Source organism: Microbacterium sp. F2E (genome assembly GCF_020905435.1).
In the GTDB taxonomy this organism is placed as follows: Bacteria; Actinomycetota; Actinomycetes; order Actinomycetales; family Microbacteriaceae; genus Microbacterium; species Microbacterium lacticum.
Genome location: NZ_JAJJIB010000007.1, coordinates 124,596 through 149,599 on the forward strand (window position 1 = coordinate 124,596; position 25,004 = coordinate 149,599).

Annotated in this window: 18 protein-coding genes and 1 pseudogene; 7 read left to right on the forward strand and 12 right to left on the reverse strand. The window is 73.3% G+C overall.

Annotated features, from left to right (window positions below; all coding sequences use genetic code 11):
• Positions 1-161 precede the first annotated feature (161 nt).
• Positions 162-878 (forward strand): ferritin-like fold-containing protein, encoded by a 717-nt coding sequence (locus tag LOK55_RS07555; RefSeq protein WP_141379185.1) that lies wholly within the window; start codon positions 162-164, stop codon positions 876-878.
• A gap of 31 nt (positions 879-909) precedes the next feature.
• On the opposite strand, the gene LOK55_RS07560 is transcribed toward LOK55_RS07555, so the two are convergent.
• On the reverse strand, positions 910-1,200 hold the full coding sequence (locus tag LOK55_RS07560; RefSeq protein WP_141379187.1) for a hypothetical protein: 291 nt from the start codon (positions 1,198-1,200) through the stop codon (positions 910-912).
• Positions 1,201-1,217: 17 nt separating this feature from the next.
• Positions 1,218-1,442: a DUF3107 domain-containing protein gene (locus LOK55_RS07565; RefSeq protein ID WP_141379188.1), complete on the reverse strand. Its 225-nt coding sequence runs from the start codon at positions 1,440-1,442 to the stop codon at positions 1,218-1,220.
• A gap of 162 nt (positions 1,443-1,604) precedes the next feature.
• Between LOK55_RS07565 and LOK55_RS07570 the strand changes: the two genes are divergently transcribed.
• Positions 1,605-4,730 carry an ATP-dependent DNA helicase gene (locus tag LOK55_RS07570; RefSeq protein WP_229934882.1) on the forward strand — a complete coding sequence of 1,042 codons (3,126 nt, stop codon included), beginning with the start codon at positions 1,605-1,607 and terminating at the stop codon, positions 4,728-4,730.
• A complete protein-coding gene (locus LOK55_RS07575; protein ID WP_229934883.1) occupies positions 4,727-8,206 on the forward strand; it encodes an ATP-dependent DNA helicase in 3,480 nt (1,159 codons plus the stop codon). Before LOK55_RS07570 ends, LOK55_RS07575 begins: the two co-directional genes overlap by 4 nt.
• 30 nt (positions 8,207-8,236) lie before the next feature.
• Here LOK55_RS07575 and LOK55_RS07580 read toward each other — a convergent pair whose 3' ends face one another.
• Positions 8,237-9,652 carry a phosphotransferase gene (locus LOK55_RS07580; protein ID WP_229934884.1) on the reverse strand — a complete coding sequence of 472 codons (1,416 nt, stop codon included), beginning with the start codon at positions 9,650-9,652 and terminating at the stop codon, positions 8,237-8,239.
• Positions 9,653-9,717: 65 nt separating this feature from the next.
• On the opposite strand from LOK55_RS07580, the gene nudC reads away from it, so the two are divergent.
• Positions 9,718-10,740, forward strand: a complete 1,023-nt coding sequence (nudC, locus tag LOK55_RS07585; RefSeq protein WP_229934885.1) for an NAD(+) diphosphatase — start codon at positions 9,718-9,720, stop codon at positions 10,738-10,740.
• Positions 10,737-12,482 carry an ATP-dependent helicase gene (locus LOK55_RS07590; protein WP_229934886.1) on the forward strand — a complete coding sequence of 582 codons (1,746 nt, stop codon included), beginning with the start codon at positions 10,737-10,739 and terminating at the stop codon, positions 12,480-12,482. Before nudC ends, LOK55_RS07590 begins: the two co-directional genes overlap by 4 nt.
• On the opposite strand, the pseudogene LOK55_RS14245 reads toward LOK55_RS07590, so the two are convergent.
• Together LOK55_RS14245 and LOK55_RS07600 are read right to left on the reverse strand one after the other, a co-directional pair.
• Positions 12,445-13,197 (reverse strand): annotated as a pseudogene (locus LOK55_RS14245) (hypothetical protein); the annotation flags it as partial. The gene LOK55_RS07590 and the pseudogene LOK55_RS14245 sit on opposite strands and share 38 nt — an antisense overlap.
• Positions 13,198-13,311: 114 nt before the next feature.
• Entirely contained in the window at positions 13,312-14,808 is a 1,497-nt protein-coding gene (locus LOK55_RS07600; RefSeq protein WP_229934887.1) for a zinc-dependent metalloprotease, read from the reverse strand.
• Positions 14,809-14,943: 135 nt separating this feature from the next.
• Here LOK55_RS07600 and LOK55_RS07605 point away from each other — a divergent pair, with 135 nt between their 5' ends.
• Both LOK55_RS07605 and LOK55_RS07610 read left to right on the forward strand, forming a co-directional pair.
• Positions 14,944-16,062 carry a S16 family serine protease gene (locus tag LOK55_RS07605; protein WP_229934888.1) on the forward strand — a complete coding sequence of 373 codons (1,119 nt, stop codon included), beginning with the start codon at positions 14,944-14,946 and terminating at the stop codon, positions 16,060-16,062.
• A gap of 150 nt (positions 16,063-16,212) precedes the next feature.
• A complete protein-coding gene (locus LOK55_RS07610; protein WP_229934889.1) occupies positions 16,213-19,119 on the forward strand; it encodes a UPF0182 family protein in 2,907 nt (968 codons plus the stop codon).
• A 126-nt stretch (positions 19,120-19,245) separates the two neighbouring features.
• On the opposite strand, the gene LOK55_RS07615 is transcribed toward LOK55_RS07610, so the two are convergent.
• Genes LOK55_RS07615 through idi form a run of 7 tightly spaced genes read right to left on the reverse strand, consistent with a single transcriptional unit; the run spans position 19,246 to position 24,894 of the window.
• Positions 19,246-20,115: a prenyltransferase gene (locus tag LOK55_RS07615; RefSeq protein WP_141379205.1), complete on the reverse strand. Its 870-nt coding sequence runs from the start codon at positions 20,113-20,115 to the stop codon at positions 19,246-19,248.
• Positions 20,112-20,423, reverse strand: a complete 312-nt coding sequence (locus LOK55_RS07620; protein WP_206694260.1) for a lycopene cyclase domain-containing protein — start codon at positions 20,421-20,423, stop codon at positions 20,112-20,114. The genes LOK55_RS07615 and LOK55_RS07620 overlap by 4 nt, the downstream gene beginning before the upstream one ends.
• Complete coding sequence (locus LOK55_RS07625; protein WP_141379209.1) at positions 20,423-20,773, reverse strand: lycopene cyclase domain-containing protein; 351 nt, start codon at positions 20,771-20,773, stop codon at positions 20,423-20,425. The genes LOK55_RS07620 and LOK55_RS07625 overlap by 1 nt, the downstream gene beginning before the upstream one ends.
• A gap of 2 nt (positions 20,774-20,775) precedes the next feature.
• A complete protein-coding gene (gene crtI, locus LOK55_RS07630; RefSeq protein WP_229934890.1) occupies positions 20,776-22,338 on the reverse strand; it encodes a phytoene desaturase family protein in 1,563 nt (520 codons plus the stop codon).
• A complete protein-coding gene (locus LOK55_RS07635; protein ID WP_141379212.1) occupies positions 22,335-23,186 on the reverse strand; it encodes a squalene/phytoene synthase family protein in 852 nt (283 codons plus the stop codon). The genes crtI and LOK55_RS07635 overlap by 4 nt, the downstream gene beginning before the upstream one ends.
• Positions 23,183-24,325, reverse strand: coding sequence for a polyprenyl synthetase family protein (locus LOK55_RS07640; RefSeq protein ID WP_229934891.1), 1,143 nt, complete (start codon positions 24,323-24,325; stop codon positions 23,183-23,185). The genes LOK55_RS07635 and LOK55_RS07640 overlap by 4 nt, the downstream gene beginning before the upstream one ends.
• A complete protein-coding gene (gene idi / locus LOK55_RS07645; protein ID WP_229934892.1) occupies positions 24,325-24,894 on the reverse strand; it encodes an isopentenyl-diphosphate Delta-isomerase in 570 nt (189 codons plus the stop codon). Before idi ends, LOK55_RS07640 begins: the two co-directional genes overlap by 1 nt.
• Positions 24,895-25,004 lie beyond the last annotated feature (110 nt).

Genomic DNA, 25,004 nt, shown 5'->3' on the forward strand with positions numbered 1-25,004 from the left:
CCGGGTGAGAAGGTCCACGCCCTTCACTCAGCCACAGGCGCGGTGGCCCCGATCCATCGCCGGGACACCGCCAGCCTACCGGAGGGCGCCCGGGAGCCCGCCACGCGGCACGCGGCGACGCCCGAGCCTCGCCCCGGGCACCCCTCATCTAGGCTGGTGCCGTGGTGACCTGGCCCTGGCAGCGCGAGCGCAGACCCGTGCGTACCCTGCGGGTGCGCTCCCGCGGTGATTTCGGCGACGTGCGCCGCGTCGACTTCGAAGAGCTCGCCCCCGACATCGACACCTACCTCGGTCAGGCGGCGTACCTGCAGCTCGGCTATTTCGAGACGCTGAGCCAGCTGATCGCGCCGACGCCGGAGCTCTCGCACAAGGAGTCGCTGTCGCGGGCGGCGGGCGCGGCGCTCCTGAAGCACCGCGAGCTCGTCGAGGTGATCCGCTCGCGCGGCGACGATCCGCTCGACATCATGCTGCCCTTCCGCGAGCCGCTCGACGCGTTCCGGCGCGCCACGCACGGCGCGCGCCCGCTCGAGACGATGCTCTCGGTGCACATCACGGCGGGCATGCTCGACGACTTCTACCTGGCGCTGTCGGCGAGCTACGGCGCGACGGGCAACCGGGTCGCGCAGATCCTCACCGCCGACGACGACCGTCAGGCGCTCGTGAAGATCATCACCGACGCGATCGCCGCCGACGAGGAATGGCGCGACCTCCTGAGCCTGTGGGGGCGCCGGCTCGTGGGCGACACGCTGCTGATCGCGCGCGGCGCGCTCCGCCCGCAGACGCTCGACGCGGCCGAGGAGAAGCGCGTCGAGCCGGTGTTCACCGACCTGCTGGCGGGGCACTCGCGCCGCATGGCGGCCATCGGGCTCGACGCCTGAGCCCGGCAGGGCGCGCGGGTTGCGCGGCGCGTCAGGAGATCTTGAGGCGCAGCCGCTCGTTCGCGTCGTGGGTCGCCCGCGTGCGGGTGAGGACGATGAGCACGATCGGCACGACCACGATCGGCGCGCCCAGGGCGGCGACCCACAGCCAGGCGTTGTCGGCGGTGACGCCCGCCCACGTCAGCACGACGTAGACGAGGCCGGCGACGACGGCGCCCAGCATCGGCGCGAGCACCGCGCCGCGCGAGGCGCGCCCGGGCATGAGGAAGTGCAGCACGCCGCCATAGACGGCGCCGAAGATCAGCGCGAGGAGGATCTGCATCGACGGATGCCGGTGGCTCAGGCCACGAAGCCGACGCGACGGGACTCCTCGGTCCCGACCTCGACGAACGCGATCCCCGCGGTGGGGACGATGTAGGTGTTGCCCTTCACGTCGGTGAACGTGACGGCCGGCTGTCCGGATTCGAGCGCCGATGCGACGGCCGCGGCGACGGCCTCCGCCGACTGGCCGGACTCGAAATTGAGTTCGCGGGCGGTGTTGGTGATTCCGATGCGGATCTCCACGATGACTGCCTTTCTGGCCGGGATGTCGGGCGCATATCGACTCTACGACACCCGTCGGCGGCGGGGATGCGCGGCCGGGCGGACCGGTGCTCGCTGTGCGCGAACGCGCCGTGCGCCCCGGCGGGTGCGGTCGTGTCCGACGGGGCGGATAGCGTGGATGCCATGCCCCTTGATCCTGCTCAGCGCGCCGTCGTCGAGCTCGCGCCGCAGGCATCCGGTGTCGTCGTCGGTACACCGGGATCGGGCAAGACCACGGCCGTCGTCGCCCGTGTGCGCGCGCTGCTCGCGGCGGGTCTCGCGCCCGAGGAGGTGCTCGTGCTCACGCCCACCCGGCAGGCGGCGACGGCGCTGCGCGACCGCCTCGCGATCGCGGTGGGCGTCGCGACGCCGGGCCCGCTCGCGCGCTCGGTGGCGGCCTTCGCCTATCAGCTGGTGCGCGCGCACGCGGTGCACGCCGGTCTCGACCAGCCGCAGCTGCTCACCGGACCCGACGAGGACCGGATCGTGCAGGACCTCCTCGACGGCGACGCCGAGGACGAGGCGGAGGGCGCGCGGCGCTGGCCCACGTGGCTCGGCGCCGAGATCCGCGCCACCCGCGGGTTCCGTACGGAGCTGCGCGCGTTCCTCGCCGAGTGCACGACGCTCGGCATCACGCCGGCAGCCCTCGCCGCCCGAGGCGAGGGTTCTGATCGCGAGGTATGGGTGTCCCTGGCATCCTTCGCGGTCGACTACCAGGCGGTGCTCGCGCGGCTGCGCGGGGCGCACCGCGACGCTGCGGGTCTCGTGCGCGAGGCGGTGGGCCTCGCCCGCACGCTGGCGCCCGGCTCGCCGGCGTTGGGCGCGACGGGGCGCGTGCGCGCGATCCTCGTCGACGACGCGCAGGAGCTCACCCTCGGCGGCGTCGAACTGCTCGAGGCGTTCCGCAGCGCCGGCGCCGCGGTGCTCGCCTTCGGCGACCCGGACGTCGGATCGGGCACGTTCCGCGGCGCGCGGCCGGAGAACTTCGCGCGGCTCGCCACCGGCGTGCCGCTGCACATCCTGCGCGGCGCGCATCGCGGCACCCGCGCGCTGCAGCGACTCACGGCCGAGGTCACGATGCGGATCGGCGCCGTGGGCGTCGTCGCGCACCGGCGCGTTCCGGGCGCTCCGCCGGTGGGGGATGAGCCGGGCGCCGGTGGGTCAGTCGGCGGCGCGGAGGCGGACAGCTCGGTGCGGGCGTACGCCCTGCGCTCACCCGGCGAGCAGTACGACACGATCGCGCGGCTGCTGCGCGAGCGCCACATCCACGACCAGGTGCCCTGGAGCTCGTGCGCCGTCATCGCCCACGACAGCCGGCAGGTCGCCGCCCTCGAGGCCGAGCTCGCCGCGCGCGACGTGCCCACGGCGAGCGGTCAGGGGCGCACGCTCGGCGAGACGCGGGCGGTGCGCGACCTGCTGACCCTCGTCGACCTCGCCGCGCGCGACGAGTGGACCGCCGATGAGCCGGTCGAGGCGCTCCGCGCCGGGGGACTGGACGCCGTGGATGCGCGGCGACTGCGCACGACGCTCCGTCAGCACGCGGTGCGGGCCGCCGTGGACGGCGAGCCGGTGCCGAGCGCGCGCGAGCTCGTGGCATCCGGTCTGCGGCATCCGCTCGAGTTCGAACTCATCGACACGCGCGAGGGCCGACGGGCCGCGCGCATCGGCCAGACGCTCGGGCGGCTCCGCGAACAGCTGGCCGCCGGCGCGACCGCGCACGAGCTGCTCTGGACCGCCTGGGAGCGGTCGGGCTGGGAGCGCACGTGGCGCGAGGCCGCGGCCGGCTACGGATCGCTCGCCGACCAGGCGCGGCGCGACCTCGACGCCGTGGTCGCGCTCTTCCAGGCCGCCAAGCGTCACGGCGAACGCGCCGACGGCACGGGCCCGATCGCGTTCGTGCGCGGCGTGCTCGACTCCGACGTCGCCGAAGACCGGCTGAGCTCTCCCGAGCCGGTCGGCGTCGTGCGGGTGCTGACCCCCGCCGCGACCCTCGGCACCGAGTTCGACACCGTCGTGATCGCGGGCGTGCAGGACGGCGTCTGGCCGAACCTCCGCACCCGCGGCGGGCTGTTCGACACGTGGCGGCTCGCGCAGACCGAGGGCGACGGTCAGGCGGCGGATGCCCTCGACCTCCGTCGCGGCGTGCTGCACGACGAGCTGCGGCTGTTCGTCCGCGCCGTCTCGCGCGCGGCGGAGCGGCTGATCGTCACGGCCGTCGCCGACGACGACACCGGGCCGAGCGTGCTGTTCGAGTTCCTGCCGCCCGCCGAGCCCGCGCCGCGCAGCGCCGAGCATCCGCTGTCGCTGCGGGGCCTCGTCGCCCTCTACCGGCGCGCCCTCACCGACCCGCGCGCGAGCGCCGCCGCGCGCCGCGACGCCGCCGGACAGCTCGCTCTCCTGGCTGCGGCGGGCGTCGCGGGCGCCGACCCCGACGAGTGGTACGGGGTGGCGCCGCCATCGAGCGCGGGACCGCTGTACGACCTCGCCTCCGAGCCGGCGCGGGTCTCGCCGTCGAAGCTCGAGGCGATCGACGAGTGTCAGCTGAACTGGGTGATCGGAGACCTCGGCGGCGACGCCGGCAGCGTCGGCGCGGGTCTCGGCACGCTGCTGCACGCGGCGCTCGAGCACGCCGACGGCGCCGACGAAGACGCGCTCTGGGCGAGTGTGGAGGCGCGCTGGGGGGAGCTCTCCTTCGAGGCCGCGTGGATCGAACGCACCGAGCGCACCCGCGCGCGCGACCTCATCGCCCGGCTCAGCCGCTACCTGCGCGACGCCGAGGCCGAGGGCACGACGCTGCTCGGCGCCGAACCGCACTTCGAGCTCGAGGTGCCCGTGACGGGAGCGGAGCTTCCCGCCGTGATCAGCGGCACCATCGACCGGGTCGAGCTCACCGGGGAGGGCACCGTCGTGATCGTCGACCTGAAGACGGGGCGCACGCAGGCGACCGGGCCCGCCGCCGCCATCGGCAACCCGCAGCTGAGCGCCTACCAGCTCGCGTTCGAACAGGGCGCGATCCCGGCGGCGGCCGGCAGACCCGCCGGCGGGGCGAAGCTGCTCGTGCTCAAGCCGACCCGTGGCGCGCCGTATGCGACGCCCGCCCAGCCGCCCTTCGACGACGAGACCCGCGCCGCGTTCCTGCACCGCATCGACGACGCCGTGCACGTGATGGGCGGCGCGACGTTCCTCGCCCCGTACGAGGCGCACTGCCGCGACGACCACACCCACGGCCTCTGCCGCATCCACACGATCGGCCCGGTGAGCAGCTCATGAGCGGAACCTCTCTGACCGAGACGTCGGCCGGCGCCGCCGGGCCGTCGGGTTCTCCCGAGGGTGCGAGGGGCGCGGCACTGATCTCACCCGAGGCGATCGCCGCCGCGCTCGGACAGTTCCCGCCCACCCCCGAGCAGGCGGCCGTGATCGCCGCGCCGCTCACTCCCGCCCTCGTCGTCGCGGGGGCCGGCAGCGGCAAGACCGAGACGATGGCGGGGCGCGTCGTCTGGCTCGTCGCGAACGGCCTCGTCCGCCGCGACGAGGTGCTCGGGCTGACCTTCACCCGCAAGGCCGCCGGCGAGCTCGCCGAGCGCATCCAGCGGCGCCTCTCCCGCCTCGACGAGTACGAGCGGCGCGGACTGCTGCCGCATCTCGAAGGCCTCTACCGGACGGGAGCGCTCGACGCGTTCGCGCGGATCGAGCACGGCGAAGGCGGCGTCCACGCCGCCGAGGCGGCGCGTCGCGCGGCCCTCGACGCGCTGGAGGCGACGGTGGCGGCGTCGTCGTCGAGAGATGCCACGGCGGCGGATGCCCCGTCGAGGGATGCCACGGCGGCGGGTGCCCCGTCGACAGGCGCACCTCGGGGCGATGGGGCGGCCGCGGGCGAGGCCGGCGCCGCGGCATCCGATGCTCTGCTGCACCGCCCGACGGTCGCGACCTACAACAGCTTCGCCGACCAGCTCGTGCGGGAGAACGCCGTGCGGATCGGGCGCGACCCCGAATCGGTCGTGCTCAGCGAGTCGGCCGCCTGGCTGCTGATGCGCAGCGTCGTGCACGCCTCCGACGACCCGGCCCTTGAAGAGGTCGCGCGCCGCCCGTCGACGATCATCGACGCCGCCCTCGGCCTCGCCCGCGACGCCGTCGACAACCTGGCCGACCTCGCCGCCGTCGCGGCCTTCGCGGACGACCTCGGCGAGGTGCTCGAGCGCCCATCGCGACGCGGGACAGGGCCGCTGGCTCGGGTGCGCGATGCCGTCGCGCCCGTCTCCTGGCTGCCGCCGCTCACCCGGCTCGCTCACGAGTACGACGCGCAGAAGCGCCGGCGTGGACTGATCGACTTCTCCGATCAGGTCGCCGGCGCGCTCCAGATCGTCCGCGCGCATCCGTCGGTCGCGGCGGAGCTGCGCGGGCGCTACCGGGTCGTGCTGCTCGACGAGTACCAGGACACGTCGGTCGTGCAGAGCGACCTGCTCGCAGCGCTGTTCGCGGACACCGCGGTGATGGCGGTCGGCGATCCGCACCAGTCGATCTACGGCTGGCGCGGCGCGAGCGCCGGCAACCTCGGCGGGTTCGCCGCGGCGTTCGCCCCCGCCGGCGCGGCGCAGCACTTCTCACTCCTGACGAGCTGGCGCAACAGCGAGCACGTGCTGGCGGCGGCGAACGCCGTGCTCGCGCCCCTCACCGCCCGAACGCCCGTGCCGGTCGGTGCGCTCACCGCGCGCCCGGCCGCCCCCGCCGGCGTCGTCGAGGTCGCCTACGAGAGCGACGTCGACGCCGAGGCCGATCGCGTCGCCGAATGGTTCGGCCGCGTCCGCGACGAGCGTCGCGCGGCGGGGGAGCAGACCACCGGGGCGGTGCTGTTCCGCGCGAAGAAGCACATGGTCCGCTTCGCCGATGCGCTCGGGCGCCGGGGCATCCCGCATCGCATCCTCGGCCTCGGCGGACTCCTGTCGACGCCCGAGGTGGTCGACGTCGTCGCGGCCATCCGCGTGATCAGCGACCCGCACGCCGGCTCGTCGCTGATCCGCCTCCTGAGCGGGCCGCGATGGTCGATCGGGCTGCCCGATCTGCGCTCCCTGGCGGCGCTCGCACGGCGGATCTCCCGCTCCGACGCCTCGCTGCAGCAGCTCGACGCCGACCTCGCGAAACGGCTGCGCGCCGCCGGCGACGAGGGCGCGTCGCTCACCGACGCCCTCGACTTCATCGGCCGGCAGGCCGACGACCACGGCTGGCTCGGCGGGTTCACCGCGGTGGGCCGCGCACGCCTGCGCGAGGCGTCGGCCGTGTTCGCCGGCCTCCGCCGCGCGGCCGGTCTCCCCGTGCCCGAACTCGTCCGGCTCATCGAGGTCGAACTGCGCCTCGACATCGAGCTCGCCGCCAACGAGGCGCGCGGACCCGCACGGGTGGCCGGCGACCAGCTGCGCGCGTTCATCGACGAGCTGCAGGGCTTCCTCGCCGCCGATGACAGCGGGTCGCTGCCGGCGCTGCTCGCCTGGCTCGACCGCGCCGAGCGCGCCGACGAGTTCGCCCCGCGCACCGAGCCGCCCGAAGACGACGTGGTGCAGCTGCTCACGATCCACGGGTCGAAGGGCCTCGAGTGGGATGCCGTCGCCGTCGTGCGCGCGGTCGCCGACGAGCTGCCCGCCAAGCCCCGCGACGGCCTCGGCTGGCTCCGATTCGGCGTACTGCCCTACCCCTTCCGCGGCGACCGCGCCTGGCTGCCGCGCCTCGCGTGGAACCCCGACGAGGCCCCCACCCAGCACGACCTCCGTGATGCGCTGGATGCCTTCGGACAGGCTCTCGCGGACCGTCAGCTCGACGAGGAGCGCCGCCTCGCCTACGTCGCGGTCACCCGCGCCCGCGACCGGCTGCTCGTGACCGGGTCCGCATGGTCGGGGACGAAGACGGCCCGCCGGCCCGGGGTGTTCCAGACGGAGATCGCCGAGGCGGTCGAGCTCCCGCTCCCGGTGCCCGACGACCTGGGCGAGAACCCGTACCTCGACGAGAACCGGCTGCTGTCGTGGCCGATCGACCCGCTCGGCGCGCGGCGCACGGCGGTCTCCGCTGCGGCGGGCGAGGTGCGCGGCGCCCAGTCGAGGGAGCCGGCCGCGCCGTCGCGCGATGTCGCGCTCCTCCTCGCCGAGCGGGCCGAGCGCGCGGCCGGAACGGCGGCGGTTGCCCCGACGCGCATCCCTGCGTCGCGGTACAAGGACTTCGTCGCCGACTACGCCGCGGCGGCGGCCGCCCATGCGCTGCCGATGCCCGAGCGGCCCTACCGGCAGACGCGCCTGGGTACCCTGTTCCACGCGTGGGTGGAGCAGCGGTCGGGGCTCGTCGGAGCGGGGCCCTCACCCGACGACGCGCTGTGGGAAGGCGACACCGACATCGATGATCTCTCGGCCGCCGACGCGGACGCCCTCGACGGGCTCCGCGCGCGCTTCCTCGCGTCGGAGTGGGCCGACCTGCAGCCCGTCGAGGTGGAGGTCGAGATCGACGTGGCGCTCGACGACCTGCTGCCCGACGGGCGACCGCACATCGCGATCTGCAAGCTCGACGCCGTGTACCGGCGCGGCGACCGCGTCGAGATCGTCGACTGGAAGACGGGCCGGCCGCCGCGCACCGCCGCCGAGCGGGAGGAGCGCCTCGCGCAGCTGCGGCTCTACCGCCGGGCGTACCAGGCGCGGTCCGGCGTGCCCGCCGAGCTCATCGACGTCGTGCTGTACTACGTCGCCGACGACCTCGTCATTCGCGACTGACGTGGCGCGGTGTCGCGCCGCGGGCGCGGCTCAGACGGTGCCGGTCCAGCGGCGCATGGCGTTGCGCGCCGCGGTGTCGAGGTCGTCGTCGCGGTCCGAGGCATCCGCGCCGTCTGTGCTCGCCGCGCGCCGCACGTCACCCGTCTCGTCGCCTGACGAGGATTCCTCGCGGTCGACGGCGGGTGTCTCGCCCGCCACCGCCTCGCCGCTCCCCGCCGCGCCGGGTGCGGCGACGGGAGCGCCGCCGTCGCCGAAGGTGAGCCCGGACCACTCCGAGAGGTCGATCGGCACCGTCGCGTCGGGGCCGGTCTCGCGACCTTCGGCCCGTGCCTCCTCGTCGGCGAGGAAGCCGGCGAGGGTCTCGGGATCGAAGGTGTCGGTGTGCATCGATGTGTCAATGCCGCGGGCCGCGCCGAGCGCGCCGGTGCCGAACCCGGCGGCGCCGAGCGCACCCGTGCCGAGCGGCAGGCGCTCGCTCGCGGCGATCGCGTCGTCGGCGGTCGTCGTGTCGTGCACGACGGCGGGCTGGTCGCGCATCGTGTCGTCGAGGGAGGAGAGGAGGGCGATCGCGTCGGCGATGATCTCCTCCGAGCCGACGGTCTGGCCGTGCACGAGCCACCGGGCGAACTCGAGTTCGGCGTGCAGGCGCGCGCGCTCGGCGATCTGCGCGTCGGGGGCTCGATGCGAGGCGCGCGCATACGTGTCGAAGACGTCGTCGCGCGCGGCGGGCGCCGAGGCCGTCCAGCGCAGGTCGATCGCCGGGTCGCCGACGCCGAGCCCGCCCCAGGTGAGGAGCCCCGTCACCTGCGGGACGCCGTCCGCGTCGTCCTCGAAGACGAACGAGGCCGGGTCGACACCGCCGAGCACGACGGTCGTCTCGAAGCGCCAGAGCGGGTCGGAGCCGATGGCGGTGCTCCAGCGGCGGAGCAGTCCGAAGGGCAGGAGACCCGTGGCCTCGGCGGCGTCGAGCAGACGCTCGGCGTCGGCGCGCACCTCCTCTGCGGTCAGCATCGGCAGGCCGGCATCGCGGACGACGGTCACCGGCAGGTCGTGCACCTGCGCGGTGGCGGTCGCGAGCGCCGTCGCGATGCCGCGGCCGGCGGGCACGTGCGCCGCGTCGACGCGGTAGCCGGGCAGCAGCGTCTGCACGAGCGTCAGGCGGCCGTCGACGCGGGTCTCGCCGAGCACGTCGGGAGCACCGAAGGGCAGCACGCCGCGCACGCCCGCGGTCAGAGAGCGCAGCGCGCGCGCCTCGGCGCCGAGGTCGGCGTCGGCCGCGTCGTCCACCGGCACGCGCACGACGACCCGCCGCCCGTCGTCGAGCTCGGCGATCGCGCTGTCGTAACGGCCCGAGGTCCCTTCGCTCAGCGAGCCGACGCCGGTCACCACGACGCGGGGCAGGGCCGAGGTCACCGACGCGGCTAGAGTGAGGGGTGAGCGTGCCATGCCCCCAGGTTAGGTCTGCCGTGCCCCGTCAGGCCGCGCGCCACGCCCGGCAAGGAAGGTCTCGGATGCCCCAGTCCCGCGCCCCTCAGCCCCCGCCGCTCGCGCGCGCCGGCATCGACCGGGCCGCCGCGGAGCGCGACACGCCGGATCTCGTCGACCGGCTGCGGCAGCAGGCGGACACGCGGGTAGTCGCCGTCCACGGGGATCGCGGACTCGTCGAGCCATCCGGCACCCGGCTTCACCTCGTGGCGCCGACGGCGATCGCCGGCGCGGCGGAGTGGGCGTTCCTCGGCCGGGACGCGTCGGGCGCCGCCGTGCTGCTCGCGGCGACGGCAGCGGACGCCCCGGAGCCCGTCGTGAGGGATGCCTCGGACAGCGCGACCGCCCCGGATTCGCCGCAGTGGCGGGCGCTCCGCGCCGCGGGCGGCGAACTCGACGCCGTCGATGCGGGTCTCCTCGTGGAGGCGGTCTCGCTCGGCCGCTGGCTGCTCGACGCCCCGTTCTGCTCCACCTGCGGCACGCGCACCGTCGTGCGCGCGGCCGGCTGGGCGCGGCGCTGCCCGGTCTCCGAGGGCGGATGCGGGCGCGAGCACTTCCCCCGCACCGACCCGGCCGTGATCGTCGCCGTGCAGTCGACCGACGGCGAGCGGCTGCTGCTCGGCAAGAACGCGATCTGGGCGAGCCGCAACATGTATTCGACGTTCGCCGGGTTCGTGGAGGCGGGGGAGTCGCTCGAGTCGACGGTCGCCCGCGAAGTGCTCGAGGAGGCCGGCGTCGCCGTCGACGATCTGCGCTACCGCGGGTCGCAGTCGTGGCCCTACCCGCGCTCGCTCATGCTCGGGTTCCACGCGACGGCGGCTGCCGGGGCGGTTGCCCGCGCGGACGGCGAGGAGATCGTCGACGTGCGCTGGTTCTCCCGCGACGAGCTCGCCGAGGCGCTCGGGGCGCAGGCGCGCGAGGCGCAGGCGCGCGCGTCAGTGGCATCTGAGTCAGGGGCATCCGTCACCGGCGCCACCGCGCCGTTCACGCTCCCCGGCACCGCCTCGATCGCCCACCGTCTGATCGTCGACTGGGTGGAGCGCGCGTGAGCGAGGGCGCCCTCGCCGCCCTCGACGACGAGCAGCGGGTCGCGGCCTCGCTGCTGCGCGGCCCGGTGTGCGTGCTCGCCGGCGCCGGCACCGGCAAGACGCGCGTCATCACGCACCGCATCGCGCACGGCGTCGACACCGGCGCGTACTCGCCCGGCCGGGTGATGGCGGTCACCTTCACGGCGAAGGCGGCCGGCGAGATGCGCGGACGGCTCCGGGCGCTCGGCGTCGAGGGGGTCGCCGCGCGCACCTTCCACGCCACCGCGCTCGCGCAGCTGAACTTCTTCTGGCCGCAGCTCGCGAACGACACCGCTCCGTCGATCGTCGACAAGAAGGTGCGCGTGCTCGGGCAGGCCGCCGACCTGCTGCGGCTGCACCTCGACGCGGCGACGCTCCGCGACGTCGCGAGCCGCATCGAATGGCGCAAGGTCGCGATGCGCACGATCGACCAGGATGCCGCGGCGCACCCCACGGGACTCGGGAGCCTCGACGCGGGCGCCCTCGCCGACCTGATGCGCGCCTACGAGAAGGTGAAGGACGAGCGGCGCCAGCTCGACTTCGAGGACGTGCTGCTCGCCTGCGCCGGGATGCTCGAGTCGGAGCCGCGGGTCGCTGCGGCCGTGCACGAGCAGTACCGGCACCTCACCGTCGACGAGTTCCAGGACGTCTCGCCCGTGCAGCACCGCCTGCTCGAGCTGTGGCTCGGCGACCGGCACGACATCTGCGTCGTCGGCGACCCGAGCCAGACGATCTACTCGTTCGCGGGCGCCGACCCGCGCTACCTGCTCGACTTCGCCGACCGGCACGAAGACGCCCAGGTGGTGCGTCTCGAGCGCAACTATCGGTCGGACCCCGGCATCCTCACCGTCGCGAACGCGCTGATGCACGGGCGCCCGGGGGCGCTGACGCTCTCGAGCGCCGCCGCGCCGGATGCCACGTCGGGCGGCGTCGCGCCGGTCGCGACCGCCTATCCCGACGATGCGGCCGAGGCGGACGGGGTGGCCGGAACGGTGGCCGCGCAGATCGCCGCCGGCGTCTCGCCCGACGACATCGCCGTGCTCTACCGCGCGAACGCGCAGTCGGCGCCCCTTCTCGCCGCCCTCGCGGCGCGCGGCATCGCGGCGAGTGTGCTCGGCGGACGGCGCTTCTTCGACCTGCCCGAGGTGCGCCAGGCCGTGATGGCCCTCCGCGGCGCGTCCGTCGCGCCGGTGGAGACGACGTTCCTCGCCGCCGTCCGCGACGTACTGCGCTCGCTCGGGCTCAGCGACGACCCGCCACCGGCGGGCGGCGCCCTCCGCGACGCGTGGGAGGCGCGCGCCGCCGTGCTGCGCCTCGCTGAAGAGGCCCCGGAAGGGACCACCCTGCGCGGTTTCACCGACGAGCTGATGGCGCGGGGCCGCGACCAGCACGAGCCGGCCTTGCGCACCGTGACTCTCGCGACCCTCCACGCCGCCAAGGGTCTGGAATGGGACCATGTGCACCTCGTCGGGCTGTCGGAGGGCCTGCTGCCGATCTCGTACGCGAGCACTCCCGCCGAGATCGACGAGGAGCGCCGTCTCGTTTACGTCGGCGTCACGCGGGCCGGGCGAACGCTGTCGCTGTCGTGGTCGGAGCAGGTCGGCTCGCCGGGTCACGGAGCGCCCCGTCCTCGGCAGCGGTCGCGGTTCGTTCAGGAGATCGGCACAGGCAATCTGCGTGCGGGCGGTGCGCGTGCCACACGCGCCGCACGTCCGCGCAGCTGAGGGTCACTGACAGCGCCGTCGCCGACACGGGGCCGGTGGATGCCGCGCGGAGCAGTCGCGCCGCGAGCACCGCCGCCTCGAGCACGAGCCCCGCATCGGTCGGCACGCGTTCGCGTCCGAGCAGCTGCGCGGCCACGAGCGGCCAGCGCGGATCGGCGTCGGTGCGCCGGGCGTGCAGGCAGGCGAGGCAGGCCGTGACGCCGGGCACCACGAGCGGCCCGACGACGACGCGGTCTCCAGCGAGCACGATCGGCAGGTGCGGGATGTCGGCGGCCAGGAGCGCGCCCGCACGGCGGGGCTCGATCAGGTGATCCGCGACGACGATCATCGGCAGCGCCGGATCGGGCGCGTCCCGCCGCCAGCGGGTCGTCTGCACGGCGTCGAGTCCACCGGCCTGCCAGCCGTGCGCCAGGGCGTCGGCCTCGGCGAAGCTCACGTCGGCGGGCAGCTCCGCCTGCACGGCGAGCGGTGCGGCCGGCCCGGGGGCGAGCGCGCCGCCGATGCCGGCGACGAACCGCTCTGCCGCCTCGGCGCTCGCGCCGAACGTGCGCGCGAGGGGCAGCAGCATCGCGTCGGGGATGCCTTCGGTCAGCGCGTCGAGCAGCTGCTCCTGCCAGGGCGCGACGTCGTCGAGCCGCACCGCCCCGTCGGGCCCGAGCTGCATGCTGGAAGCGGTGCGCCAGAGCGGCGGGTGCGAGGGGGCAAGTCGGAGCATGCCCCGATCATGCCGACCGGCGGCAGGCCCCGCGCCCGCTGTCCACAGGAATCAGCTGAACAGGTCCGTTCCGCCGGCCTGTGGAGGAGGCGATGGACAGCGGTGGGCGACCGATCAGACCGGGCGCGGGTCGTCCGTTCCGGGCTCGTCGGTGCCGGACTCGCTGTCCGCGTCATCGGCCGGTTCGCCGCCCGATCCGTCGCCGCCGTCCGCGTCGCTCGGAGAGTCACCGCCCTCGCCGCCCGCGCCGGCCTCCTGCGCCAGCAGGGCGTCGAGCGCATCGTCCATGGCGTCGCGCGGCGGCGCCTCGCCGGAGGCGCGGGCGCGCAACCGCACGATCAGCCCCTCCGGGTCGTCGATGTCGCCGGGTCCGGGCATGAGGTCGGGGTAGTCCCACAGGCTGTCGCGCTCGGCCGCGCCGACCGCATCGGTCACCGCACGCCACATCGCCGAGGCCTCGCGCAGGCGACGCGGGCGCAGTTCGAGGCCCACGAGCGAGGCCATCGCCTGCTCGGCCGGCCCGCCCACGGCGCGGCGGCGTCGCACGGCCTCGGCGATCTTCGGCGCCTCGGGGAGGCGCGCCGTGGCATCCGCCGTCACGATGTCGACCCAGCCCTCGATCGTCGCGAGGAGGTTCTCGAGGCGCGTGAGTGCCGCTTCCTGCACGGGCGTGCGCTGGGGGAGGAGGGCCCCCGATTCCAGCAGCGCGCGCAGCTCATCGGGTTGCGACGGGTCGAAGCGCGACGCGAGGTCTTCGAGCGCCGACGTGTCGACGTGGATGCCCCGGGCGAAATCGGTCACCTGCGAGATCACGTGCAGCCGCAGCCACTTCGCGTGCCGGAAGAGCCGCGCGTGGGCGAGTTCGCGGGTCGCGAGGTAGAGGGCGAGCTGGTCGTCGGTGACGTCGAGGTCGCGGCCGAAGTCGGCGAAGTTCTGCGGCAGGATCGCCGCGACCCCGTCGGGCATCACCGGGATCCCGACGTCGCCGCCGGAGACGACCTCGAGCGAGAGGCGGCCGATCACGCCGCCGAGCTGCGCGGCGAACATCGACCCGCCGATGCGGCGCATGAACGCGCCCGCGCCCGCGACGAGCTGCTTCATCTCCTCGGGCGTCTGCTCGTCGAGCACCGAGGTGAGAGCGCCGGCGATCGAGTCGGCGACCGGCTCGGCGAGCTCCTGCCACACCGGCAGCGTCTGCTCGACCCACTGGCCGCGGGTGATCGCGAGCGGGGGTGCGGCGAGCTCGGAGATCGTCGTCGCCTCGCTCAGCCACAGAGTCGCCAGGGCGAATGCCTGATCGAACTCGGTGCGGTCGCCGGTGGTGATGCCGATCCCGTCGCGATTGGCGAGGTGCAGCGCCTGCGTCTTCGCCGAGCTCCAGTCGATGCCGTCCCCGGCGCCGCCCGCACTCTGGCTCTGCGCGAAGGCGGCCTGCATCTGCCCCATGATCTGCTGCAGCATCGCGGGGTCGATGCCCATGCGGGAGAGTCCCTCGAGCTGCGCCGGGTCGATTCCCGCGCCGCCGGCACCTCCCGCGCCCCCGAGCAGGTTCCGCAGGAGCTCCTGGAATTCGTCCTCGCCGAAGCGGTCGTCGTTGTCGTCGTCAGCCATGTCAGGCGCCTTTCAGCAGGCGGAAGTCGTCGCGCTCTACGCTAGTCGCACGGTCTCCGCCGCGGCGCGTCTCGCGCTCTCGGTGAGGGGGTCGTGTGTACGCCGATCGCGAACGACCGGCCGGAAGGGTCTGCCGTGGCACTGTTCGACGAGGGCACGACGATCGTCCCCGCGCCCCGCCGCCGCATGTCGCGCCGCACCACGGTGGGGGTCTGGGCCCTCACCGTCGCGCTGTTCGCGCTGCTCGCGCTCACGGTGCTGCCCACGTCGTTCGTCATCCAGCGCCCGGGGCCCGTGTTCAACACGCTGGGCTCGGTGCAGAACTCCGACGGCGACGAGGTGCCGCTCATCTCGGTCGAGGGCGCGCAGACCTACCCGACCGCGGGGGCGCTCGACCTCCTCACGGTGCAGGTCGTCGGCTCGCGCGAGCGCACGCCGTCGTGGTTCGAGCTCGCCCTCGCGTGGTTCGACCCGTCGAAGGCGGTGCTGCCGGTCGACCAGGTGTTCCCCGCCGGGCAGACGACCGAGCAGCGCAATCAGGAGAGCGCCGTCATGATGGTCGACTCGCAGAAGGAGGCGACCGCCGCGGCGCTGACCGAGCTCGGCTACGACGTGAAGCCGATGGTGCGCGTCTACTCGCTGACCGACGACTCCGCCGCGCAGGGCATCCTGCAGGAGGGCGATGTCATCCGCGCCGCGAACGGCACCCCGATCACCGACACGCCGGCCCTCCGCGAGATCATCAACGCGGGCGACGGCGCGCCGGTCGATCTCACGGTCGAGCGCGACGGTCAGACGCTCTACGAGACGATCACGCCCCAGGCATCCACTACCGACGGCGAGACGGTGTGGCTGATCGGCGTCTCGACGATGCACGACTACGACTTCCCGATCCAGGTGACCATTCAGCTCGACAACGTCGGCGGGCCCTCGGCGGGCATGATGTTCGCCCTCGGGATCATCGACACGCTCACGGACGGCGAGCTGAACGGCGGCGAGCAGGTCGCCGGCACCGGCACGATCGACGCCGCCGGCACGGTTGGCCCGATCGGCGGCATCCGTCAGAAGATGTTCGGCGCCGTGGATGCCGGGGACACCTGGTTCCTCGCGCCCGCCGACAACTGCGACGAGGTCGTCGGCCACATCCCCGACGGACTCCGTGTCTTCAAGGTCTCGACGCTCGACGACGCACTCGGGGTGCTCTCCGCGATCCGCGACGGCGGCGACCTCGGCGCGCTGCCGACCTGCTCCTGAGTCGCCGGCCGCGCCCGACCGGTCTCTGAGCGGCCTCCGAGCGGGCGGCGCGCAACGCCTTCGTCACGTTCTGCTGGGAATATGCCCCAACCGGTACCTCGCCGTACAGGCACACGAGCCGGGCGGCGGGGCCGCGCCTAGGATGGTGGGGTGACCACGACCTCCGCGCCGAACCAGGCCACGCCGAATCCCGTCCGCAAGGCCATCGCCATCACGCTCGTCGTGATCGCCGTGATCGTCGTCGGCTTCTTCCTCTTCGCGAGCCTCTACGCCGACTGGCTGTGGTTCGACCAGCTGGGCTTCACCGGCGTGCTGTGGACCCAGTGGACGGCGCGGATCGTCATGTTCATCGTGGGCTTCCTCGCGATGGCCGTCCCCGTGTTCGTCGCGATCCAGCTCGCCTACCGGCTCCGACCCGTCTACGCGCGGCTCAGTTCGCAGCTGGACCACTACCAGGAGGTCGTCGAGCCGCTCCGCCGCCTCGCGATGTGGGGCATCCCGGTCTTTTTCGGGTTCTTCGCCGGCTTCGCCGCCGCCGCGCAGTGGGAGACGGTGTGGCTGTGGGCCAATCGGGTCGACACGGGAACCACCGACCCGCAGTTCCAGATGGACGTCGGGTTCTACCTGTTCTCGGTGCCGTTCCTCTCCGCCGTGCTCGGCTTCGCCTCCGCGGTGCTCCTCGTCTGCCTCGGCGTGACGGTGCTCGTCGCCTACCTCTACGGCTCGGTGCGGATCGGCCAGCGCGAGCTGCGCATCTCGAAGGCGGCACGCATCCAGCTCGCGATTATCGCGGGCCTCTTCCTGCTCGTCCAGGGCGCGAGCCTGTGGCTCGACCGGTACAAGACGCTCACCGAGACGAGTGACCGCATCACGGGTGCGAGCTACGTCGACGTGCACGCCGTCATCCCGGGGCTCACCATCCTCTCGATCGCCGCCGCGATCGTCGCCGTGCTGTTCTTCATCACCGCGGTGATCGGACGCTGGCGCTTCCCCCTCATCGGAACGGCCCTGCTCATCGTGTCGTCCCTGGTCGTCACGGTCGCCTACCCGTTCCTCGTGAACCAGTTCCAGGTCGTGCCCAACCAGGAGACCCTGGAAAGCCCCTTCTACCAGCGCAACATCGACGCGACGAAGGCCGCCTACGGCATCGACGGCCTCGAGAAGAGCGACTTCAAGGCAGCGACCGACGCCGAGCCGGGGCAGCTGCGCGAGGACGCCGACACGACGGCATCCATCCGCATCATGGACCCGGCCATCATTCCGCCGACGGTCCGCCAGCTCGAGCAGTACCGTCCGTACTACAAGTTCTCCGACCCGCTCGATGTCGACCGCTACCAGATCGACGGGAAAAGCCAGGATGCCGTGGTCTCGGTCCGCGAGCTCAACCTCGACCAGCTCGGGGCAGCGGCGACCTGGTACAACACGACGCTCGTCTATACGCACGGCTACGGAATGGTCGCCGCGAAGGGCAACGACCGCGCGGCCGACGGCAACCCCGTGTTCCTGGAGCGGGGCATCCCGACCGCGGGCGCGCTCACGGATGAGACCGCCTACGAGCCGCGCGTCTACTTCGGCGAGTCCTCGCCGCCGTACTCGATCGTCGGCGGACCCGAGGGTGGCACGGACATCGAGCTCGACTATCCGCGCGGTGCCGACGGGGCAGCGCAGACGAAGACGACGTTCACGGGCGACGGCGGCCCCCAGATCGGCAACCTCTTCAACCGCCTGATCTACGCGCTGAAGTTCCAGTCGACCGACATCCTGCTCTCCGACGCGATCAACGACAAGTCGCAGATCCTCTACGACCGCGATCCGGTGACCCGGGTGCAGAAGGTCGCGCCGTACCTCGAGCTCGACAACGATCCGTATCCGTCGATCGTCGACGGCAAGATCGTGTGGATCGTCGACGGCTACACCTTGAGCGCGAACTACCCCTACTCGTCGATCGTGAGCCTCCGCGACGCGATCAGCGACACGACGAACACGACGCCGCGTGTCGCGCTCGACGACGTCAACTACATCCGCAACTCGGTCAAGGCGACCGTCGACGCCTACTCGGGCGAAGTGACCCTCTACGCGTGGGACGACACCGACCCGATGCTGCAGGCGTGGCAGAAGGTCTATCCGTCGACGCTCAAGCCGGTCTCGGACATGTCCGCCGACCTGATGAGCCACGTGCGCTACCCGACCGACCTCTTCAAGGTGCAGCGCGCGATGCTCGGCACGTACCACGTCGACGACGCGGCCTCGTTCTATGCGCGCGACAACGCGTGGAAGACCCCGAACGACCCCGTCTCCCAGGCGGACGTACTGCAGCCGCCGTACTACCTGTCGATGAAGATGCCGGGCCAAGAGGCGCCGACGTTCTCGATGTTCACCTCGTTCATCCCGGCCGCGGAGGGCGACGGCGCGCGGAACGTCCTGATGGGATATCTGGCGGTGGACTCCGACGCGGGCGCAGTGGCCGGCCAGAGGGCGGCCGACTACGGAAAGCTGCGCATGCTGCAGATCTCCGCCGACGTGAGCGTCCCTGGCCCCGGGCAGGTGCAGAACACCTTCAACTCGAACGAGACGATCTCGCAGCAGCTGAACCTGCTCAAGCAGGGGCAGTCCGAGGTGCTCAACGGCAACCTGCTGACGCTCCCGGTCGGCGGCGGCTTCCTTTATGTGCAGCCGGTGTTCGTCCAGGCATCCAGCGGCACGAAACTGCCGACGCTGCGGAAGATCCTCGTCGCATTCGGCGACAAGGTCGCGTTCGAGGACACGCTGCAGGATGCCTTGGACTCGCTGTTCGGCGGCGATTCGGGCGCCTCCACGGGTGACAACAACGTCACCCCGTCGCCGAACCCCAGCGAGTCGGGCGAGCCCGGCACGGGCGGCGAGACCGGCGGCACCGGTACCGACGTGCAGTTCCAGGCGGCGCTGAAGGAGGCGCAGGCGGCGATGACCGCTCGTGACGCCGCGCTCAAGGCGGGAGACCTCACGGCCTTCGCCGCCGCGGACGCGCAGCTGACCGCCGCCGTGCAGAAGCTGTTGACGCTGAGCGGCGGCAACTGAGCGGCGACGGGTCCTGCGCAGAATCGGAGATCCGCAACAGAATCGGATGCCAGCCACCGCGGCATCCGATTCTGTTCGTGTTCTCCGATTGCGTGCGGGTGCGCGGGCGGCTGCAGCGGCGCCCGCTCAGCGGCTCAGGGCGTACCAGATCAGGAGCAGCGTCACCGCGAAGCCGGTGAACTGGTTCAGCCAGAGGAAGCGGTCCCACCCGCGCGTGGCGGCGGTGGCCTCGGCATCCGGCACGGAGCGGTAGGGCCACACGGTCGCGAGGTACGGCACGGCGAGCAGCGCCGCGAGCGGCCCCGGCCAGGAGGTTCCGAGCATGACGAGCCCGGCGAGGGCGTAGGCGACGAGCGCGAACCGCACGGTGCGGGCCGCGCCGAACGCGGTGGCGATCGACGAGATGCCGGCCTCCCGGTCGGCGACGACGTCCTGCACCGCGCCGAACGCGTGCGAGGCGATGCCCCACAGTGCGAAGGCGACGATGATCGCGACGAGCGGCCAGGTCCAGGTCGCGCCCGCGAGCACGAGGCCGTAGACCGCGGGGGAGAAGAAGTGGATGCTGCTCGTGATCGAATCGGCGACCGGGCGTTCCTTGAGGCGCAGCGGCGGCGAGGAGTAGAAGACCACGAAGAAGAGGCTGAGGGCCAGCACGACCCATGACGCGGGTGAGCCGACCGCGACGAGGAACACGACGAACGGCAGGCAGCTGAGCGCGGCCGCCGAGAGCGTCGTGCGGTGCAGCCTGCGGTCGAGCACCGCGCCGTGCGCGCCGCCCTTGCGCGGATTGCGGAGGTCCGACTCGTAGTCGAACACGTCGTTGATGCCGTACATCGCGAGGTTGTACGGGACGAGGAAGAACACCGTGCCGACGATGAGCACGAGATCCACCTGGCGCGTGGTGAGGAGGTACGCCGCCGCGAACGGATAGGCGGTGTTGATCCAGCTGACCGGTCGTGACGAGATCACCAATTGCCGCGCGACGCCCGCGCTCATGCCTCCTCCTCGGCCCGTCGCGGCGTGCAGAGGCAGCGGATCGCCGGCACGAGGAACGCCGCGGCGAGCGGATAGGAGAAGTCCTCGATCGGGGCGAGGCCGATCCGGATGCCGCTGATGAGGTGCTCCGGATAAGTGAAGAGGTCGAGGGCGATCATCACGTTGTCGAAGATCGCGGTCAGGATGATCAGCACGAGGGCGGTCCATGCCGACGCGCGCATACGCGCCGCGAAGCCCGGTCGACGTGCCGTCGCGACGGTGACGATGGCGGTGAGCACGAGGAACGGGATCGTGAGCAGGGCGTACATCACCGTGCCTCCCCATCGCTGGTTCGGCGCGCGGCACGACGCCGCTGCGCCAGTCGAAGCGCCGCGGCGTGCGTCACGAGCGCGAGATGGCAGAGGAACGCGAGGAACACCGGCTCCTCCACCGGCATGTGCGGGAACAGCTCGACCCCGAGCAGCAGCGGGCTGCCGCCGCGCACGAAGACGCCCGCGGCGATGCACGTGGCATCCCACGCGACGAAGAACACCGTGCCGAGGAGGATCGCGAGGCCCGACGGCACGGGCGCCGCCCAGAGGGCGAGCCGGTAACGCGCGTCGAGGGTGAGCATGCCGGCGAAGGAGACCAGCAGGGCGAGGAGATAGAGGCCGGGCATGCTCAGGCGCCGGATGCCGCGGGTTCGGGCAGGCGGGCGGCGCTCTTGTCGCCGCGCAGCCGCTTGGCGACGAGCTCGGCGGAGATGAGGCACATCGGCAGCCCGATGCCGGGGAGCACCGACGTACCGGCGTAGAGGAGGCCGTCGACGCGGCGCGAGGCGTTGCGCGGCCGGAACACCGCGCTCTGCCGCAGGGTGTGCGCGAGGCCCAGCGCGCCGCCGCGCCAGGCGCCGAGGTCGCTCTCGAAGTCGGCGGGCGAGATCGTGCGCCGCACGCGAATCCGATCAGCCAGATCGGGCGTGCCGGTCCAGTCGGCGATCTGCGCGATCACCCGGTCGGCGGCCGCCTCGATCGCCGGGTCCCCGTCGCCATCTTCGCCACCGTGCCCGAGTGACGGATCGGCGGGCATCGGAACGAGGACGAAGAGGTTCTCGCTCCCGGCCGGCGCGACACCGGGATCGGTTGCGGACGGACGGCAGATGTAGATGGATGCCGGATCGGGAATACGGGTGTCGGCACCGAAGATGTCGTCGAAGTTCTCCGTCCAGTCGGCGGCGAACAGCAGCGTGTGATGCGCGAGCTGCGGCAGCTCGCCGTCGACGCCGAGGAGGAGCAGGAGCGCCCCGGGTCCGGGGTTGCGCTTCTCCCACCAGCGGTCCGGATAGGTCCGCTCCGCCGGGGCGAGCAGCTCCGTCTCGGTGCGGTGGAGGTCGGCGGTCGAGACGACGATGTCGGCGTGGTGCACGGTGCCGTCGGCGAGGCGCACGCCCCGCGCGGCGCCGCCCGTGACGAGGATGCGCTCGACCGGGGCATCCGTCCGCAGCGTCGCCCCGGCGCTCTCGGCGAGGCGTGCGATGGCGGCGATGAGCGCGGTGAATCCGCCCTGCGGGTACAGCACGCCCTCGTCGAGGTCGAGACGGCTCATCAGGTGGTAGAGCGCGGGCGCGGTCGCCGGCGACGCGCCGAGGAACACCGCGGGATACCCGAGGATCTGGCGCAGCACGGGATCGTCGAACCGCTGCGCGACGTGGCGCTCGAGCGAGCGGGCGAGAAGCGGCGCGAGCTGCGGCAGCCGCCGCACGACGGCCGGATCGCGGAGGCCCGCGGTGCCCTGGTAGGTGTCGTAGAGGAACTTCGAGACGGCCAGGTCGTAGGCCTCGCCGGCCGAGTCGAGGTAGGCGTCGAGCCGCGGCCCCGAGCCGGGCTCGCGCTCCTCGAACAGCGCCCGCGCCGCGTCACGGCCGGAGACGACGTCGACCGGAGCAGACGGCGCATCGCCCTCGGGCTCGGGGTACACGCGGTAGGCGGGGGTCAGCGGCACGAGGTCGAGTTCGGTCTCGGCCGTCGTGCCCATGAGCCGGAAGAAGTGGTCGAACACCTCAGGCATGAGATACCAGCTCGGCCCCGTGTCGAAGCGGAAGCCGTCGCGCTCCCACGATCCGGCGCGGCCGCCCAGCTCGGGGCGCGCCTCGAAGAGTGTCACCTCCCACCCGTCGCGTGCGAGGAGCGCGGCCGTGGCGAGCCCCGCGATGCCGCCGCCGACGACGGCCGCCGACCCGCTCACGCGTCGGTCCGTCGCGGGGGGAGACCGGCGATCGCCTTCGCCGCGATGGTCGCCTTGACCGCCGTCGGCACCGACACGCGCACGTCGTCGCGGTCGTCGTCGTGGAGTCGGTGCGCGAGCTCGGCGAACAGTCCGTGCGCGGTCGTCACTGCGCGGCGGCAGTCGGCCGGCAGCGCCGGTATCGCGAGCGCGGCGACGTCGAGGTCGTGGTCGATGCGCGCGAGCACGGCGGCGCGGGATGCCTCGCCGTCGATCCCCAGGTAGTCGCGACCGAGCCGCCCCCGGTCGTCGGCGCGATCGCGGAGGAAGTTGACGTCCTGGAACGCCGCGCCGAGCCGTCGGGCGCCCTCGACGAGCTCGGGCGACGGTGTCTCGGGCACGGCGCGCCCGGCGTTGACGAACACCTGCAGGCACATGAGCCCGACGACCTCGGCCGACCCGTACACGTACGCGTCGTGCGACTGCGCGTCGTGCTCGGTGCGGGTGAGGTCGGTGCGCATCGACGCGAAGAACGGGCGGACGAGCTCGCCGTCGATGCCGCACTCGCGCGCGGCGAGCGCGAAGGCGTGCACGATGAGGTTCGTGCTGAACCCGCGGGCGATCGCGGTGAGCGTCTCGGCCTCGAACTCGTCGAGCAGCAGCCGCTGCGTCGGGGCGGGGACGAGAGCCTCGTCGGCCGCGCCGTCGACGATCTCGTCGGCGACCCGCACGAGCGCGTAGACGCTCCGCACGTGCGTGCGCACCCGCGGGCCGAGGAGACGCGACGCGAGCGCGAAGGAGGTCGAATAGGCGACGATGACGGATGCCGCGGCATCCTGCGCACACCGGTCGTAGAGGCTCGTCGTCACGGGATGCGCTCCTCGATCGCCGTCGCGATATCCGCGAGGAGGGCGACGGCGGGGGCGGGGAGGGCGGGCGAGGCCGCGCGGCTGCGGGCGCGCTGCAGGGCGTCGCCGACGAGCACGACGACCTCGTCGCGGGCGCCGCTCGCCTCGAGCTCACGCTGCGCGCGGCGGACGGCGATCGGGCCGGTGTGGGCGAGCGCGAGCGCGGAGCGCACCTGCGGCCAGGCGTTGCCGCCCCGCGCGAAGCCGATGAGCGGCGTGCGCTTGGCCTCCCGCAGGTCGGCGCCGGGGGCGCGACCCGCCTGGCGCCGCGTGCCGAACGTGCCGATGAGGTCGTCGACGAGCTGGAACGCGAGCCCCAGATCGGCCGCGGCGGCGGCGAGGGCGGCGCGGGCCTCGCTCGACGCCCCCGCGAGAGCGGCGCCCGCGAGCAGCGGCGCCTCGAAGGAGTAGGCGGCGGTCTTGTCGTGGGCGACGCCGAGGAGTGCCGCCGTGTCGGGCACGTCAGTGCGCGCCGCGTTCTCGACGTCGGCGAGCTCGCCAGCCGCCGAGACGAGGATCGCGTCGTCGAAGACCTGCAGCAGTGCGCCGCGCGCGGCGGCATCGACGTCCACGGTCGCGACCAGGCGCGCCGCCTCGAACAGCAGCAGATCGCCGGCGAGCACGGCCGCGGCGTCACCGACGAGGGCGGCATCGTCGGCGGACGCGCCGTACTGGGCGGCGCGAGCGCGGAAGCGTCCGGCGACGTTCGGCACCCCGCGCCGCTCGAGGTCGCGGTCGATGAGGTCGTCGTGCACGACGAAGGCGGTGTGCAGCAGCTCGAAGGCGGCGGCGGTCTGCCACAGCGCCGCCTCGGCGGACTCCTCGTCCTCCCGGTCGCCGGCACCCGCGGCGCCGCCTGACGCGCAGGCGCCCGCGGCGCCGACTGCGGCGCACACGCTGGCAGGGGCGCACAGCGCCCGGTAGGCGGCCACCACGAGCGCGGGTCGCACGCGTTTGCCGTCGCTCGCCGCAGCCGCGACGGCGGATGCCAGGGAGCTCGCACCCTCGCCGAGGGCGGCCGCGCGACCGGTCAGGCGCGCGAGGGAGGCCGAGATCGCGGCATTTACGCCGTCGCGGTCGGCGCGGGAGAGCGCGATCATCAGGATGCTCCGGGCGGGCGGCCGGGGACGGCCTCGTCGAACACGTGCATCTGCTCGGCCTGCAGCACGAGCCACGGGCTGAAGGCCCACGGCGTGGCGCGGAGCGAGACGGCGAGGTCGGCGGGCTCGACCCAGCGGCCCTCGACGACCTCGTCGGGGTTCAGGTGCGGCTCGTCGTCGACGACGGCCGTGTAGACGGGGCACACCTCGTGCTCGACCATTCCGTTCGCATCGACCGCGCGATAGCGGAACAGCGGCAGCACCAGCCGGATGTCGCGGAGGGTCAGCCCCAGTTCGTGCTGCGCGTGCCGGCGCACCGCATCGATGACGGGCTCGGCCGGGCGCGGGTGACCGCAGAACGAGTTGGTCCACACGGCCGGCCAGGTCTTCTTGCCGAGGGCGCGACGGGTGACCAGGGTCTCACCGCGTTCGTTGTAGACATGACACGAGAAGGCCAGGTGCAGCGCCGTGTCGCTGCCGTGCACGCTCGATTTGGGAGCGACGCCGATTTCGCTCCCGTCTTCGTCCAACAGCACGACGAAGTCGGTGGCGATATCGGTGGGGGACACGAGTTTCTCCTTTCGCTAGTGTCGTACGCCAGTAATTCGTTGTCTATCTCTTAGAATGGGGTATGGCACGAGTTGGGCGTCCGAAAGCTGATCTGGTCCTGAGTGACGAG